This window comes from Phocaeicola sartorii JCM 17136 = DSM 21941 (assembly GCF_054653615.1).
Genome location: NZ_BAAIFW010000005.1, coordinates 1,389,391 through 1,405,803, shown reverse-complemented (window position 1 = coordinate 1,405,803; position 16,413 = coordinate 1,389,391). Strand labels below are relative to the sequence as shown.

The following is a 16,413-nucleotide window of genomic DNA, read 5'->3' as shown; positions in this document are numbered from 1 at the left end:
TCGTCAGTTCCATACTAAAATCATTTTTAAGTTTCTGAATATGCGGCAAAATAAGGCACATCTTACATACCTTCCAAACCGCCGAAATCAGAGTCACCCGTTGGCGTGCATTGGCCTGATAAAACAAAAGCTCGTCCCTGCATCCATGCAGCAACGGGCTTCCATCCTTTTACTTGTCTTTTGTTATTCTACATCTTTCTGCCTTTACTCTTTTTCGGTATTTCGCTTTCGACCTTCATTTTCGGAGCATCATCTTCTTTCTGCCGTGTATCGGGAAAATGCTCATGTAATAGTTTCCCGGCCAGTTTCTTCGCCTTCTCCTGCATCTCGTCATACACATTCCATCTGTCCCGGCCCAGCAGCTTGTTTTCAATCCTTTCAAATTTCTCATGAAAACTGAAATTGTCCGGATACTCGTCTATCAGTCCGTCCCTCGGATAACCCTTGTCCATGATATACAGCAATGTCATCCGGTCATAATTATCCACGCTTCGGGCTAAACCAAGTCCCTTTTCACCATCCGTCAGCCGAGCATAATTCTTCCATGTGGGTGAAAGGTCATACTCCTCTTTGTGCGTAACACTTTTCAAAGCCGATTTATCCAGATAGGCATCCACCGGAATCTTTTCCAATGGCAGCAGGCTGTCATAACTATCATAACAGCGGTTTATTTTTCCTGCCATCAGCGAAGGCCATCCCCGAATTTCATATACCGTCAGCGACTTGCCTTCAAAGTCCGGCTCAAAGAAACGCCTCTCGATATTCGCCTCCATAAAAGCCCCGTATTGATGGTTTCCCTCATAATTCCGGCTGAAAAGCAATACCCCCTTGTCCGTCTCAACACCCGTATAGAACTTATTCCCGTGCTTCAAATCATCCAGCATATCCGCCATCGCTACGGGTGACGACTTTATTTCCGTCCATATCTTCGGCGTGAGCCAGCGGGTATAAGTCTCATCCTTCGAAAACGGGTCTATTTCATTTCACAGGCAATACACCACTTCCGACAAGCGCTGGTACCTCTGCAATATGATTCCATGCTCGTCCATTGCCTTTTCCAGCCTTTTCAGGTAATCCTCATTGTCCCCTTCCTGCAATGGCGGCACGATACCCATATCGGGCACATTATAATACATCAGACTCATAGCCGGCATTTCCTCGCATTTCAATGCTTTCTCCACATCTTCCTGCATGAACTCCTGATAACCTTCCTCACCCGTACCTTTCATGCTGACATGTACGGGATTGAAAAATTTGTCCACAGTTATATATACGCTACCGCCTTTTGTCGTTCCGTTCTGTTCATTTTCCATATATCAAAAATTTAAATGTTTATACTCTGTCCCTTCTTTTTAAACGGTATCCTCGTCTTCACTTCCATATCCGGAAACCGCACATTATCCGGTCGTGTAACCAGCATCGAAACAATCCGTTCCTGCTCCTTTGTCAGTGGCGCACTCATTAGTTGCAAGTTTCTCAGCCGGTTAAAGTTTCTTAGTGTCGGTGCCATGCCACAACGTTTCGTACAAATCCCGTATCGAAGTATATCCGGTGAGGCAGTCTTGCAGTCTCCAATTTCCGCCCGGAACTTCGCATCCAGCGGTGCCACTTCATGGAACCTCAATTCCTCCGGCTTTCGTTTCCCATCGAAAAAGTATCCGGTCAAATCGTTCAGAAACTCTTCTAATGCCTTGTCCCCTTTGTCCGTTTTTCCCAGTAGCAACACCTTCTGTCCGTATTCTACTGCCGTACAAGTAGGAAAAACGGCCAGTCCGTTCCTTATCACGTCCCCGTTCATTCCGAAACGGTGCCCCAACCGCCTGTAGTCATCATTCTCCAATAAGACCGTATGTTCCGCCGATGACGACAGTTGTACGATACCCCTTTCCTCACAGAATGCCGCATCCCGCAGTCTTACCACACCCGAAGGATGAATCCTTTCCCGTTCCAATACCGGCGTGAGCCGTTCCAGATAATTCGCATTATCCGTTCCGAGTATGGGGGGAATCAGACTTTTGTCTCTGAAGTCGAAACGGAACATTCAGTGGTCGGGTACAAATTCCCTGCTTGCAGTATGAAACCGTACGTTGTTGCTGATATATCGGGAGAATCCTTCTTCTCCCTGTCCCCGCATACTTAAATAAACGGGGCGGTAAAAAGCATCCAGCGTCATATACAGACTGCCGCTTTCCACCGCTTGCATTTTCTTTTCTTCCATAAATTCTATATGATTAGTTGTTTCTTTTCCTTTTTATCCGGAGTAATGGAGACCACATGCTTTGCCTGCCGTTGACCGTTACCCCGTTTCTGCGCAGGAACTTCCCGTATGGGGGCTGTATCGAATGATTTACCTGTCTTTTGTTCTTTAGAACGCTGATAAGAAGCTGTTTGCATTCTTTCTGTTTTTTCCATCCGGTTGATACTTCCGCCCAACTTAAATTCCCCGTCCGTTATATGAAACTCCGATTGCAGAATATCCCTTGCCATTACCTTCGCTTCCGTCTGCAAGGCCGCATAGCCGAAATCATGTGACGACATTGGCGCCGATTGCCGTGCCTTGATGCTGTCACCCAACTTTTCAGCCAAATCTCGGAACTCATACTCATAACTGAACGGATGAAAATAGTCTGTCGTCACATGACCGGCATACCCGTTTTCCGAAATATAAAGCAGAGAGGCCACGTCATAATTACGTGGCGAAATACCCAGATTGAAGTCCTTCGTCAACCGGTCAAAGTTACTGTAATCCGGTCTTAAATCGTATTTGTCCGTGCAGACGGCACCTTCCAGCATTTCTTTTCCTGCCAGTTTCTCAGAAGTGAAGCTGAACTTCGATTTACGCAGTTGCATATCGGCACTGCGCAAATCGCTTTTCGCCAGTTTGTCGATGCAGTTGTCCGCCAGTTCCGCCACTTGTCGGGAAGGTGTCTCTATCTCATACAGTTTCAATGTTTCCGCCCCTTTGGTCATATTGAAAAATCCATCCGCCAGATATTGCAGATAGCTGTTGCGGGCTTTCATGCCCTTTTCGTTGTCCGAGAAGAACAATACGCCCTCATCCGTCGCCACGGCATACACTCGCCACTTTTCGCCCGACAGTTTTTCATTGTTCCAGCCTTCCGCCTCGTTATGCCGGATAAACTCTTTATATTGCTTGTCTTTTTGCAGTGCTGTGGATGATGCCCGGCGGCTGAACAGTTTCAACCCCGTTTTCAGCGTATAGGCCGCATCCCTCAAAGGAATCTGCCTTCCCGTCACTGCCTTGTGTCTATGAATAGCCGGAACCAGAGTATGAAAATACCAGTCCGCCAGTTCTCCCCGTCGGGAAGGTATCTTCCCTTTATCTGCGAAATCCGCTTTTAGAATCGTTCAGCCGGGTAGGTAGCCCCGTTTGTCGAAGCTCTTCATCATCTTCCCGATATAATCCTCATACGCTTTCGGTACGGCATCACCCGTGTGTACATCCACCGGGGTATTTTTTTCGTCCAGCGTGATGAACACGCTCCCTGGCCCTCCCGCTGTCCGCCCCGATAAACGGGTTATCCAGCGGGTCGTCCAATCTTTCAGTAATCCCATAATCTTGATTTGTTTATAGAAATTTTATAGATGCAAAGAAAGCGCTTTGACCGTCAATCTGCAACACGGCGGACACACAAGTCACCTTTTGGCGGCTGTTGGCATGCAAACTTTACGCCAGCCGTTCGTCCAACATCTTGATATAACTTTTGCGAATAGAGTCAATAAAAGGAGTGGAAACCGTACAGCGATCAAACACCTTTCCCCGTTTGGTGTATAAGGCATTTATTTTCAGGTTAAAAGCATCCTCAAATACTCTGATGACATCTACAATGGTAAGCTTCTTTCCTTCCCCACAGTCCACAACTCCGGCGGCCATCAATGCAGCCACTAATTCTATCAGGTCATTATCCGTACCATTCCAGCGAAGAGTGGATTTCCATTTATCACCCTGCCGGTGGATTTCCATTTTCATATCGGTATCATCCGCATGGTGACGGATATAATCTTTCATCATTTCTATTTCCGCTTCCAATAAGGAAAGAGTTTTGTTGATAAACACATCATAGAGTATATGTCGTCCTTCTTTTATAGTATTGCAGGTCTGTTGCATAAAAGAAAGTTCTATCCTCGTGTAGTTCAACCGTCTTAATAGCTTCATTCTATCCTTATCTTGCGACAGTCCGGCAAGCAGGTTTGCAAAATCATCATAGGCGGCAGGTAATTCTTCCGACATAAGTTCAGAGCCTGTCATGTAGGAGGTGAACATATTGAATAGAAGAGTATTTGTCAATGTTCTCATGGCATTAAATTTTAAAGTTTGAAACTGTTCCGGTTTTCACCGTCACTTGTCATGACCATAAAGGGCAAGTGCTATGCCACAGAAAGACAAACACATTAATGCATTGACAATTAATATGTTACCATGCATTATTTCCAAAACGTGTCTGCATTTATTATCCCCATCAGACACAATGTGTTCAGAATTATGGACACATTCAGTTTAAACCGTATTTTTTCAGTTTCAAATAAAGCGTACTCCGGGATATACCCAACAGCTGGGAGGCAGCTTTCCGATCATTACCCGTAGTTTCCAATGCTTTCACTATCGCTTCCAATTCCGTACGCTCCATATCCAGCCGGTAATTATCCGATGGTTTTATCTCCATCGGAAGGTTGATGTCTTTAAGTGTAATCCATTCATCCTGCGCCAATACACACGCACGCCTCACCACACTTTTTAACTCACGGATATTGCCCGGCCATGAATAAGCCCTGAAAGCCTTCCTCACGTCCATATCAAATTCCTTCACTTTCTTTCCCAATTCCTCGTTCGCATAGGAAAGAAAGAATCCGGCTAACGGAATAATATCATCCGCACACTCTCTCAATGACGGAACATGAAGCGGAAATTCGTTCAACCGATGGAACAAGTCTTCCCTGAACCGCCCCTCACTTATAGCCCGTTCTAAATCCTCATTGGTGGCTGTAAGCAGTCGTATGTCCGCTTGTATCTCTTCCTTTCCGCCAAGAGGTCTATAACGTTTCTCTTGCAAGGCACGTAATAGTAATACCTGAGTTTCCATGTTCAGATTACCAATTTCATCCAGGAACAATGTTCCATGATTGGCGGCAGTAAACATGCCGGTTTTATCTTCAGTTGCTCCCGTAAAAGTACCTTTTTTATGTCCAAACAATTCCGATGCGGCCAGCTCCCGTGGTAATGCCCCGCAATCCACCGCTACAAAAGGAGCGTCCGAACGTCCGCCAAGTGCATGGATCCGTCGCGCCACCCATTCCTTACCTGTACCCGATGCGCCACGTATCAATACGGATAAGCTTTCTGCGGGAGCTACCAAACGAACCATCTCCTGAAGTTTTACTGCCAATGGACTTTTACAGACATAAAAAGCCTGCTCCGGATTTCTCCTTTTCTCCCTACGTTCCAACAGTTCACGGATGACATCAAGTACTTTTTCTGTTTGTACGGGTTTGGGGAGATAATTGTCAGCCCCTTTCTTTACAGCTTCGACAGCACCAGGTATATCTCCATATCCTGTCATGATTAGAAAAGGCATACGATATCCATGTACCCTCATCCATTCGAGCAATTCCACACCATTACAGTCACCAAGGCGGAAATCCGACAAGACCAGATCTACTTCGTGATCGCTTAGAAATTCTTTTGCGGAATTTACTGACAGCACGTAACGGGCATCCATCCCGTTTTTTACCAGCCAGTTGGCGGTAGTACGTGCATATATCCGGTCATCTTCTACTACCAATATGGTTTTCATCCGGTTCAAACTTTAATTCTTTCGCTTTTTTTACGGCCTGTTCCACTGCTTTCATCAGTCTTTTAATACGGGCATCCAATTCCTTACACCATTTTTCAGAGGATAGTGAAGCCATCTCTTCCAGTTCATTCAAGGGTACATTGATACGAATCATCCCCCATAATGGAGCAGCTTTGTGTATGATATGCCTCAATTGCATATAATTTGCCGTTTCCAAAGCGTCCTGCATTTCAGAGAGTTCCTTTTCCGTGTCCTCTATGAACATATCCAATAGTTCCCTCGTATTATCTTCACCCTCCATGATAGCTGCAAAATTCGTTCTGTCTATATATGAGGTAACCGACACTAATTCTTTCTGCGAGAAAGGCTTATACAAGCAGTCCGCAAAACCGGCTTTTCTGAAATATTCCGGTTTCTTGTCCGCCTGTGCGGTTACAGCCAATACAGGAAGTGTTCTTGTTTGGCCGAAGTTGCTGCCACGAAGTAAGGCCAGTACTCCATAACCGTCCATTTCCAACATCCTCATATCCGTAAGCATAAGGTCATAACGGTTACGGCGTAATGCTGCGATCAGTTCACTTACATTCAGGCAGCAATCACATTCCACTCCATGGCGTGCATACATCTTTTGGATTACTTCCAGTTGTATCCGGTCATCATCTATTACCAGCACCCTCATTCCTGAAAGTTCACCACCTTCCAAAGGTGTTTTTATTGTGTCTGTTTTTCCATTTGTTTCACGCATAGGTAGGCATACCTCGAATGTGCTTCCGTGTCCCGGTGTGCTTTGGACATGGATAGTACCTTCCAGCAATGTTACCAATTTATATGTTATCGCCAATCCCAGTCCGAAGCCTTCTTCCGCATTTGGCGCTTTACCTCGTTCAAAAGCGGTGAATATCTGTTCCTGACTTTCCTTATCAATACCTATGCCCGTATCTCTAATGAAGAAGGATAGCTTTCCGACCCGGTATTGTGCGCCTACTTGTATATATCCGGCACTGGTAAACTTTACTGCATTTGAGATCAGATTATTGAGTATTTGCACCAACCGCCCGCAATCCCCCTCAACAAGTATATCAGAATCTATCACTTTTATTACCAAGTCCAACCCTTTCTTTTCCGCTACCGATAAGAATGAGTGGGCAGCATCTTCAATTGTCCGCCCCAAATGAAAGATTTCTTTTTCCGGCTGTTCCTTTTCCGCTTCCAGCCTGTAATAATACAGCAGGTTATTTGCCAACCCAATGACATGGCGCGAGGCATGCAGGATATTCATTGCATACCCTTTGCTCTGTTCCGGACTTTTTTCATCTTGTAATAATTCTGCATATTCGCTGATAGTACCGAGCGGTACACGGAGGTCATGGCTTACTGTCAGTATAAGATTACGGCGCGCGGCCAGCAGTTCACGATTCCGGCAGTCAGACGCTTCCAGTTTCAGCCGATATTCCTGCCTCTTTCTTATGTCCTGATGGATAAAAAGGTAAAATATCACTATTAGCAGGATGGCGATAGCGGCTATAAACAGAATGATACGAAATGATTGCTCCCTTGATGTGGTAATTTCCTCTATTTCTTTTTCTGCTTGCTTGATAACTACTTGTTCAAACTCACCAATAAGTGTGTTTATTTGTGAATTCAGTTCTGTGTTACGCCATTGCAAACTGTCGGAGTAGGTGGTCAACTTATTCCAGTAGTCGGTATATTGTATAGACATTTCTTTTTGCAGGGAATAAAGTTCCCTGGTTATTTGTTGGGATGCGGACGGCTGTTTCGTTTTTTCCTTTTGGTATGCATAGACAGATTTTTCTTCTTTCTTTTTAAATATCCCAAAGAAACCACTCAGCCTTTTTCCCGTCTTTTCTGGTTTGTCTGGTAACAATATAGTATGCATTTGTAAAGCGACAGAAGGTATTCTCCGTTGGAACAAACTGTCAGAATGCAGTAAATCCGAAAGAGTATTCATCACTCCAAGCAATAGTGCTTCTTTTTCCTGTAAAAGCAAAGATATTGTGTCGATTTGTGCATGTTGTATGTCGGACGGATAGTATCGTTTCAGTCCGTTCAAAGCGGTGGTTGCTATTTCACGCTTCATCCGGTATTCATTGAATTTATCCTTGTCACGTAATAGCAGGAAATCATCAGAAAAGGAGAAGTCAAGCAGTTTTTCAAAAGTCCGGTTCACGGCTTCTCTTTTTTGCTTGATAAGTAATTCTTCACTATTCAACATTTCCATCTTCTGATGTTCCAGCCACACAAGAGAAACAATGATAATAAGGAATATGAGTAACGATACATATCCGACAATAATTTTTAACCGGAGAGATACCGACGAGTTATTTATTTGCATTTGTTCTGTTTTCATTCTAAATTATACCATGATATGCGTTTTACATTAAAGTGATATCTGTGATTTTGGCTATAGTTCCATTCTGGCATCAGATAAAATCAATACTCAAATCGGAAAAATATTCTTTTTTGGGGTAGCAAGGTTCTTAGTACCATAATTTGTACCCCTACATCAATCTTTATATTCTTATTTCCCTCCTAATGCATGATATAATTTAATCACTCCTTGTATCTTACTAAATATATTTTGCACTTGAGTCTGTTCGGCATCAAGAAGTGATTGCTGGGTAGTAAGCACTTCCAAATAGGTTGCGTCGGAATGACACATCAGCAGTTCTGTCTTCCGTACAGCGTCGTTCAAAACAGAAATGCGCCTTTCACCAATTTCAATTTGAGATTTTGCCGTCTGCCATACGGTCAAAGCATCGTTCACTTCTTTTCCCGCATTCAGCAATGCTTGCCGGAACAACAGTTTGGCTTCTTCCTGACGGCTTTTGGCTATATTCAAGTTGGCTATATTCACGCCCCGGTTGAATAACGGCTGTGTAAGGGAACCGATGACGTTGAGCAACCATTGTCCGGGATTAGTGATTACTCCGCCTCCATTGTTAGTCCAACCAAGTGTCCCCGAAAGAGTGATATTAGGATAGAAAGCAGCGCGGGCTACATTGGTGGCGTAAAACGCTTGTGCCAGTTCCATTTCAGCCTGACGTACATCAGGACGGTTAGAAAGCAACTGTAAAGGAACTCCGATAGAGATTGTATCAGGAAAAGACGCCTCAGTCAAATTATTCCGTTCAATCGAGTGTGACGGCATGGCAAGTATCGCAGACAAGGCGTTCTCTGTTTCAGAGATACTCTTGCGTATGGCCAGTTGCGATGATTCGAGTTGCATCACGTTTGCCTTTGCCTGTAATACGCCGGCTTCATTTGCCTTGCCCACCTTTTTCAACGCTTCAAGCGTGCGTACCGTAGCCCGCCAGTTTTCCAAAGTCCGATTGTTTATCGCCATCTGCGTATCAAGCATGGAAAGTGTATAGTAACTGTCAGCTATAGTAGCGACAAGTTGTGTTTGTACGGCTTGCTGATAGTCACGGCTTCCTTGCAGTGCGGCGACCGCACCACGCTTTGCAGCCGTGAGCCTGCCGAATATATCAAGTTCCCAACTTGCAGACGCACCAACATTATATGTCTTTGCCGTCGTCCCGTCATACCGGCTGCCACCACCTTCGGCATTAATCCCAAGTGAAGGGAGATATGAAAGCTTAGCCGTAATCAAAGCTGCCTCGGTTGCTTCAACCCTCAAACGTGCCACATTGAGATCAGTATTCTGCTTAATTCCTGTTTCAATCAGAGATTGAAGTTTCCGGTCAGTAAACATTTCCCGCCATGACATAGATGCAATTGTTACTGTATCAATACCTGCCGGTAAGGTCCGATATAGATTCTCTGTCGGGATTTCAGCCCGATGATACCGGCTATATGTGCTACAGCCGGTAAGCATCAAAGCGGATATTATATATATTGCTATCTTCTTCATTTAATTACGTTTAACACGTTCTTGAATATATTGGAATACGATGAATAATGAAGGTACAAGGAACAACAGGGCCAACGTACCTATAATCATACCTCCGATTACGCCTGTGGCAAGCGAGCGGCTACCGTTGGCACCCACGCCATGAGCCATCATCAGCGGAACAAGGCCGAACACCATAGACAGTACGGTCATCAAGATAGGACGCAGGCGAACCTTCGCCGCACTGTATGCCGCCTGTGCCAGGGTCATACCTTCCGACCGCCGTTTGCCGGCATATTCGGTCAGCAGAATGGCAGTCTTGGCAAGCAGTCCGATAATCATAATCAGTCCGGTCTGCATATAGATGTTGTTCTCCAGCCCGAACAGCCATGAGAACAGGAAGCTGCCCATCAGCCCGCAGGGAACTGACAATAAAACCGCGAAGGGAATAAACACGCTTTCATAGAGGGCACACAGAATCAGATATACCAAAACCATACAGAATATGAATATAAGCGTGGTATTATTGGCAGTCTTGCTCTCCTCACGTGAGATACCACCAAACTCATAGGTGTAATTTGCCGGAAGCACTTCGCGCGCCGTCTTCCTGATTGCATCAAGTACCTGCCCCGAACTATAACCTTGAGTCGGAGAACCATTTATCGAAATGGCATTGAACATGTTAAAACGGGTGAGATCCGACGGACCGTTGGTTTTGGTCAGGCGTACAAACTGGCTTAATGGTGCCATACCACCACCGGATGTACGTACATACATGTGATTAAGGGATTCCGCATTTACACGATATTCCGAAGGAGCCTGCATCGTTACATTGTAGAGTTTGGAGAATCGGTTGAAATCCGAAACATATTGTCCCGTGCAATATCCCGAAAGCGTAGAGAGCACATCGGACGGGGAAACACCCGACTGTTCGCATTTCGCCGCGTCAATATCCACCCAGTATTGCGGGTAGTCCGTAGCAAATGAGGAATAGACTTCTCCGATTTCAGGACGCTGCGACAATGCCTCGACAAACTTGTCTGCCTCTTTCTTGAAGGCGGCAATGTTACCGCCGGCCTTGTCCTGCAAGTAAAGTTCAAAGCCGTTCCCCATACCGTATCCGGCAATCATCGGGGGAGACATGGCGAATACGGTGGCATCGGGGATGTCTGAGGTGGCGGCATAAATCTTTCCTATGACATCATTGACCGACTGCCCTTTCCCCTCACGCTGTTTCCAGTCTTTAAGCGTCACGAAATACATAGCTTGTGACGGACCGGAGCCGCTGAAAGAAAAACCGGCTATCGCGCCACTGTATTCAATCTCGCTTACGCTGTCGAGACAGTCGCCGATACGCTTCATGACCTTGCCCGTCTGTGCCATCGAGGTGCCGGGTTTTGTATTCATGCTCACCGACACCGTGCCGGTATCCTCTTCGGGGATGAGCCCCGTCTTCGTGACATTGACAAGTAGTACCAGCAACCCGAACGAGACCGCAATGGTGCCCCACAACAGCCACCGGCGATGGATGATGTATAGTACCCCACGCACATAGCGACGGCTCAGGCGGTTGAAGACCGCATTGAAAGCCTTGCGGAAGCGCGCCGCAAAATTGTTCTTCGTGTTTCCGTGCTCATCGGTATAAGGTTTCAGGAACAAAGCGCACAACGCAGGAGAGAGGGTGAACGCATTGATAGCCGAGATGCCCACGGCAACCGCCATCGTAATGCCGAACTGGGCATAAAAGGCTCCGGAAGTGCCGCCCACCATGGCTACCGGAAAAAACACTGCCATGAATATAATGGTAGAGGTAAGTATGGCCGAAGATACCCCTTTCATGGCATCATCGGAGGCGAGAACTGCAGACTGATAGCCCTCGTCAAATTTCGCCTGTACCGCTTCCACCACCACGATGGCGTCATCGACCACAGTCCCTATGGCAAGCACAAGGGCGAACAGGGTAAGCAAGTTGATGGAAAATCCAATCATGGACATTACGGCGAATGTGCCGATGATGGATACAAAGATGGAAATCGTGGGAATAAGCGTGGACTTGATGTCCTGCAAGAACACATACACCACCACAATAACCAGAAGTATCGCCTCGATAAGCGTCCGTATGACAGAATGGATGGAGGCATACAGGAACTTGTTGGTATCGGTAAGTACCACGAATTCTGTTCCCTCCGGCAGGTCACGCTTCAAGTCATCGAGTACCTCATGAATTTCTTTGATGGTACTTGAAGCATTGGAACCGGCTTTCTGGTTAATAAGCATAATGGCAGCCGGACGACCGTTCACCTCGGTAGAATAATTATAGTTTTCATCACCGAGTTCCACGTCGGCCACGTCCTTCAGCCTCAGTACATCGCCTCCGGGCTGGGACTTGATTACCAGTTCACCGAATTCTTCCGCCGTGGAAAGACGTCCGCGATACTTCATCGTGTATTCATTGGCCGTGGGATGGTTTGCTCCGAACGAACCGGTGGCAGCCTCGATATTCTGTTTCGCCAGAACTGAGGAAATATCATCGGGAATCAGTCCGTATTGAGCCATCTTGTCGGGACGCAGCCAGAGGCGCATACTGTAATTGGAACCGAACAGTTGCGCCTTGCCGACCCCGCTTATTCGTTTCAAGCGTGGCTCGACATTGATTTTCATGTAGTTGTTGAGAAACGTCTGGTCGAAACGGTCGTCGGGTGAGTAAAGCGCGAAAGTCATAAGTTCGGCATTCTGCTGTTTCTCTGTCGTGACACCGCTTTTGGTGGCCTCCGCCGGAAGCTGGCTCAACGCACCGTTTACGCGGTTCTGAACGTTTACCGCCGCCATGTCCGCATTTGCGCCCTGCTTGAAATAGATGTTGATGGATGCGTCTCCCGTGTTTGATGCGGTCGAGGTCATATAAATCATGTCCTCCACGCCGTTGATTGCTTCCTCAAGCGGGACGATTACCGCTTTCTGCACAGTTTCGGCATTTGCACCGGGATAGGTGCAGAATACGTTGACGGTCGGTGGTGCGATGTCGGGATATTGCTCCACGGGAAGGGCCTTCATTGCGATAATGCCCATCAGGACAATCACCACGGAGATAACACCCGAAAACACCGGGCGGTCTATGAAAAAGCGCAAGTTCATGGGGTTACGGTTTTAGGTGTGACAATCATTCCTTCCCTTACAAGTCCTACTCCTTCGCACACAATGGTATCACCGACAGAGAGCCCCTGCTTTACAACGAAGTGGTTGCCGTCGTTCAGACGGTCCGCTGTCAGGTAAGCGGCTTCACTCTTCCCGTTTTTAAGGCGGTAGGCGATAATTTTGTCCTGCAACTCGACAGTGGCGGTCATGGGAACCAGAATGGCATCCGTATTCAGTCCTTGCAGGATGACGTTGCCGATGGTACCGCTCAGCAGCTCGCGGTCGGGATTGGGGAACAGGGCTTTGATTTGTACCGCTCCGGTAGTAGGATTCACCACACCGCTGACGGTCTCTATGTGTCCCTTCTGTCCGTAGAAAGTGCCGTCATTCAGTTGCAGGCTGATTTCAGGCATTTTGGAAATCATCTTGTCAATTGATCCGTATCGCGCCCTGAGCTGACGCAGCTTGTTTTCGGAAACGGAGAAATAGGCGTACATCTCCGAATTGTCAGATACCACCGTGAACGGCTGTGCCATGTTGGGATTGACAAGTGCGCCGATGCGGAAGGGCAGTGTGCCTATCACGCCATCACTCGGACTTTTTATCTCGGTATATGAAAGGTTGTTGCGGGCATCCGTCTCCTGTGCCTTTGCCTGTTCGAGTTCGGCAAGTGCCACAGCCAGTTGATTCCGGGCAAGAGATAGTTCATAATCGGATATGACCTTCTCGTCAAACAAGGCTTGCTTGCCTTGCAGTTCGATTCGTGCCGTTTCAGTCTTGGCTTGTGCAGCGCTGACGTTGGCCTGCGCCGTGCGTAGTGCCGCCAGATAAGGCACTTGGTCAATCACGGCCAATACTTGTTCGGATTTCACCCATTCGCCTTCTTTTACACACAGGCGGCTGATACGTCCCGAAATCTGGGGCATGATGTCCACATCCTGCCGTCCGCGGATGGAGGCAGAATACGTTTCCTGAAATTCAATAGGCCGGGAAGAAACCACCATAACGGGCAGTGTCTGTCCCGTTTCCTGTCTTTTCTGTTCCGGTTTGCAGGCTGCCAGTGAAGCAGCCATAAGGGTCGTTGCCGTGACACCGGCAATCCATGTTCGTCGATTCATCATCTGTTCTTATTGTTTTTCCATTCTTTATTCAATATCGCATAGATGCAGGTATCCTCATACCGTGGTGTACCGTCAGGATGACATATAAACGATATGAACTCTTTCATACATCCTTCACACCTCATTCCGAGACGTTCACACAATCTTTTCGACCGCAGATTATCGTCTTCGACAAATCCGTAAACACGTCGTGCGTCGGCATCACGGAAAAGGTAGTCCAAAAATCCTGTTGCCGCTTCATACGCCAATCCCTTGCCTTCGAAATGTTTGTTGAAATGCCAACCAATGCTATAAGTGTCAGTATATTCGCACAGAGCGAAAACATCACCGATAATAAAATCGTCCTCTCGCAGACATACGGCATAGCGCAGCATATCCTCGGAAGAATGGAAAATATAAGCCAATGCCGATTCTTCAGAATACAGACGGTCACCAACAAAGCAATTGACGCGTGGATGAGAAAGGTATTCCAACAAACCTGCGGCATCCTTCTTCTGAAAGTCCCTGATGATAAGATGTTCTGTTTTAATGATCATATATCGCAAATTTTAGATGCAAAAATACTTCGTACCCAATATGCTGACAATCGGAATACAATCGAAACGGAGAAAACCGCTTCCAGAACGACGAAAATAGCTTCCGAAATATCGGCTATCGCAAATCCTTCAATTTGTCGAATCGTATTATCCGGTCAGAGATTACCTGAGACTGCCGCATTCTCAGAAGTTCCTCGCGGGATAAAAACATGGTATCTCCCTCTATACTTCTTTTCGGGCTGATGGCAATACCCGGCTTTCCAGAATCGAGAATACTTTGACCGATACCGCTCCACCGATAACTCTCCAGACCGAGCAAGTTCAAAAGCGTGGTATAGATGTCCACCTGTCCCATTACTTTTGTATGATACATTGCTATAGGAGAGTTTAATACAATAAAAGGTGTGAACTCGTTCTCCGAAACAATTCCTTTCCCTGCTTTTGTACGGCACAAATCTTTGCGATTGTCCGCCAGTCCTTCGTGGTCGCCGGTTATCACCACCATTGTCCGTCCGTATTCGGGACGTGTTCTCAGATATTCCACGAATTTCCCGATCGCCTCGTCCGTATAATGCGCCACGGTCATATAGTCAGCCATGACTTCGGGAATCCGATTGGAGAAATGGACGGTTTTTAGAGATTCTGGCATCTTGAACGGCGAATGACCGGAATATGTGACCATCTGAATAAATACATTTTCATCGGAACGCCAAATCTCCCCGTTTTCCATCTTTTCCCTGCATTGGCTGAAAAAAGCGTTGTCGCCCAACCTTTTCCGGTTTCCGAATGCTTCCGTCATCCGGAAATCAGGATAAGAGACAATGGTATCTATTCCGAAACTCCGGGCCACCGCCCCCTGATTCCATGTTTTTGTCTTATCCACTGTTAAAAGATAATTGCGAGTTCCCTTAAGTTCTTTCATTGCCTTGGGCAAAGTGTGGTATGTATTGAGAGGAAACCGGCAACTGTATGCGCCGGTCTGCAATGGCAACAGACCGGCGAGCACAAGCAACTGGGCATCAATGGAACGCCCTCCGTTGACTTGTGTAAGCACATGGGGGGCATACAGCGTGGACCGTTCTTTGAGAAGTTTATTGAGATAGGGTGTGATTTCCTGATTCTCAACGGTGAGATTCAGTACCCAGCTCTCCAGTGATTCGGCCAGAATAAAGATGCAGTTGTCCCTGGATGCAATGTCCGGCACAGGAACAAGCGCAGGTCTCTCCGAAAGCCAATTGTGAATTTCATGTTCCTGTTCTTCCGTTAGTTCAGGTAGTTCGTCGGCATAGTCAAAATAGAGTGTGCCGAACAGTGTATAAAGCGGCGGACCACTTGCGTGTCGATGGGCAGACGATTTCATGTTCCTATAGACTGTAAGGAAACCGCCTCGGATAGAAAGATTGACAGCCAACAGTGCACATAAAAATATGAGCAGTGTAAAATAAGCGTGTTTGCCAAACGGAAATATGATTTTCGACCGATGGTTTCTCCAAAGCATAAAAAACACGACAGCGGCAGTTGAAGCAGGAAATAGTCCGTCGCACCATCGGAATGAAGCTGCCACACTCGGTAGAAAATCGGTCAGATTTCCTGCCAATAGGTAACTTGATAAGGGAATGGCGGAAAAATAGCTCCGATAATATAACAAGTTGGCTACCATCCATATATCCAGAACCACCATGACAAGTATGCTTGCCGCTATACGTCTTGTCAATATGTAGGGAACGGACAAGACAAGCGTGGCTGCAAGAGCCGTGGCATACGACTCCCAACATGAGAAAGGTGTAAAGGTGGTGTAATAACACCATATTGCATTAAACAGGAGGAATTTGAAAAATACTCCCGCTATTGGAATGGCAGGCTGTATTCTGCTGCCTGCAACATTCCCTTCTTGTTTGTTAACAGTCATTGGCTAATTCAGTTTAGTGGAATTCTTC

The 16,413-nt window shown here is 46.6% G+C and carries 13 protein-coding genes; all 13 read right to left on the bottom strand.

Annotated features, from left to right (window positions below; translation table 11 throughout):
• Positions 1 to 188: 188 nt before the first annotated feature.
• Entirely contained in the window at positions 189 to 926 is a 738-nt protein-coding gene (locus tag ACYQ0C_RS05880) for a DUF6047 family protein (RefSeq protein ID WP_025076628.1), read from the bottom strand.
• Between the two features lie 57 nt (positions 927 to 983).
• The gene (locus tag ACYQ0C_RS05875; RefSeq protein ID WP_016278385.1) at positions 984 to 1,313 is read right to left on the bottom strand and encodes a hypothetical protein; all 330 of its coding nucleotides are present in this window, start codon (positions 1,311 to 1,313) and stop codon (positions 984 to 986) included.
• Positions 1,314 to 1,324: 11 nt separating this feature from the next.
• Positions 1,325 to 2,041: a DUF6047 family protein gene (locus tag ACYQ0C_RS05870; protein WP_016278386.1), complete on the bottom strand. Its 717-nt coding sequence runs from the start codon at positions 2,039 to 2,041 to the stop codon at positions 1,325 to 1,327.
• The gene (locus tag ACYQ0C_RS05865; RefSeq protein WP_009860284.1) at positions 2,042 to 2,218 is read right to left on the bottom strand and encodes a hypothetical protein; all 177 of its coding nucleotides are present in this window, start codon (positions 2,216 to 2,218) and stop codon (positions 2,042 to 2,044) included.
• Between the two features lie 5 nt (positions 2,219 to 2,223).
• Positions 2,224 to 3,258: a DUF6047 family protein gene (locus ACYQ0C_RS05860; protein ID WP_016278387.1), complete on the bottom strand. Its 1,035-nt coding sequence runs from the start codon at positions 3,256 to 3,258 to the stop codon at positions 2,224 to 2,226.
• A gap of 430 nt (positions 3,259 to 3,688) precedes the next feature.
• A complete protein-coding gene (locus ACYQ0C_RS05855; RefSeq protein ID WP_016278389.1) occupies positions 3,689 to 4,318 on the bottom strand; it encodes an RteC domain-containing protein in 630 nt (209 codons plus the stop codon).
• 196 nt (positions 4,319 to 4,514) lie between these two features.
• On the bottom strand, positions 4,515 to 5,813 hold the full coding sequence (locus ACYQ0C_RS05850; protein ID WP_016278390.1) for a sigma-54-dependent transcriptional regulator: 1,299 nt from the start codon (positions 5,811 to 5,813) through the stop codon (positions 4,515 to 4,517).
• Positions 5,785 to 8,166 carry a hybrid sensor histidine kinase/response regulator gene (locus ACYQ0C_RS05845; protein WP_016278391.1) on the bottom strand — a complete coding sequence of 794 codons (2,382 nt, stop codon included), beginning with the start codon at positions 8,164 to 8,166 and terminating at the stop codon, positions 5,785 to 5,787. The genes ACYQ0C_RS05850 and ACYQ0C_RS05845 overlap by 29 nt, the downstream gene beginning before the upstream one ends.
• Before the next feature lie 186 nt (positions 8,167 to 8,352).
• Positions 8,353 to 9,705: an efflux transporter outer membrane subunit gene (locus ACYQ0C_RS05840; RefSeq protein ID WP_025076629.1), complete on the bottom strand. Its 1,353-nt coding sequence runs from the start codon at positions 9,703 to 9,705 to the stop codon at positions 8,353 to 8,355.
• Positions 9,706 to 12,819 carry an efflux RND transporter permease subunit gene (locus tag ACYQ0C_RS05835; RefSeq protein ID WP_016278393.1) on the bottom strand — a complete coding sequence of 1,038 codons (3,114 nt, stop codon included), beginning with the start codon at positions 12,817 to 12,819 and terminating at the stop codon, positions 9,706 to 9,708. It abuts the gene before it with no gap.
• Positions 12,816 to 13,940, bottom strand: a complete 1,125-nt coding sequence (locus ACYQ0C_RS05830; protein ID WP_016278394.1) for an efflux RND transporter periplasmic adaptor subunit — start codon at positions 13,938 to 13,940, stop codon at positions 12,816 to 12,818. Before ACYQ0C_RS05830 ends, ACYQ0C_RS05835 begins: the two co-directional genes overlap by 4 nt.
• On the bottom strand, positions 13,937 to 14,476 hold the full coding sequence (locus ACYQ0C_RS05825) for a GNAT family N-acetyltransferase (RefSeq protein WP_016278395.1): 540 nt from the start codon (positions 14,474 to 14,476) through the stop codon (positions 13,937 to 13,939). Before ACYQ0C_RS05825 ends, ACYQ0C_RS05830 begins: the two co-directional genes overlap by 4 nt.
• 115 nt (positions 14,477 to 14,591) lie before the next feature.
• Entirely contained in the window at positions 14,592 to 16,385 is a 1,794-nt protein-coding gene (locus ACYQ0C_RS05820; RefSeq protein ID WP_016278396.1) for an LTA synthase family protein, read from the bottom strand.
• Positions 16,386 to 16,413 lie beyond the last annotated feature (28 nt).

Bases quoted from the DNA above. Each gene is read 5' to 3' on its own strand.
- ACYQ0C_RS05835 (WP_016278393.1), bottom strand. From the start codon at position 12,819: ATGAACTTGCGCTTTTTCATAGACCGCCCGGTGTTTTCGGGTGTTATC.
- ACYQ0C_RS05830 (WP_016278394.1), bottom strand. From the start codon at position 13,940: ATGATGAATCGACGAACATGGATTGCCGGTGTCACGGCAACGACCCTT.
- ACYQ0C_RS05840 (WP_025076629.1), bottom strand. From the start codon at position 9,705: ATGAAGAAGATAGCAATATATATAATATCCGCTTTGATGCTTACCGGC.
- ACYQ0C_RS05850 (WP_016278390.1), bottom strand. From the start codon at position 5,813: ATGAAAACCATATTGGTAGTAGAAGATGACCGGATATATGCACGTACT.
- ACYQ0C_RS05865 (WP_009860284.1), bottom strand. From the start codon at position 2,218: ATGGAAGAAAAGAAAATGCAAGCGGTGGAAAGCGGCAGTCTGTATATG.
- ACYQ0C_RS05875 (WP_016278385.1), bottom strand. From the start codon at position 1,313: ATGGAAAATGAACAGAACGGAACGACAAAAGGCGGTAGCGTATATATA.
- ACYQ0C_RS05855 (WP_016278389.1), bottom strand. From the start codon at position 4,318: ATGAGAACATTGACAAATACTCTTCTATTCAATATGTTCACCTCCTAC.
- ACYQ0C_RS05870 (WP_016278386.1), bottom strand. From the start codon at position 2,041: ATGTTCCGTTTCGACTTCAGAGACAAAAGTCTGATTCCCCCCATACTC.
- ACYQ0C_RS05845 (WP_016278391.1), bottom strand. From the start codon at position 8,166: ATGCAAATAAATAACTCGTCGGTATCTCTCCGGTTAAAAATTATTGTC.
- ACYQ0C_RS05820 (WP_016278396.1), bottom strand. From the start codon at position 16,385: ATGACTGTTAACAAACAAGAAGGGAATGTTGCAGGCAGCAGAATACAG.
- ACYQ0C_RS05825 (WP_016278395.1), bottom strand. From the start codon at position 14,476: ATGATCATTAAAACAGAACATCTTATCATCAGGGACTTTCAGAAGAAG.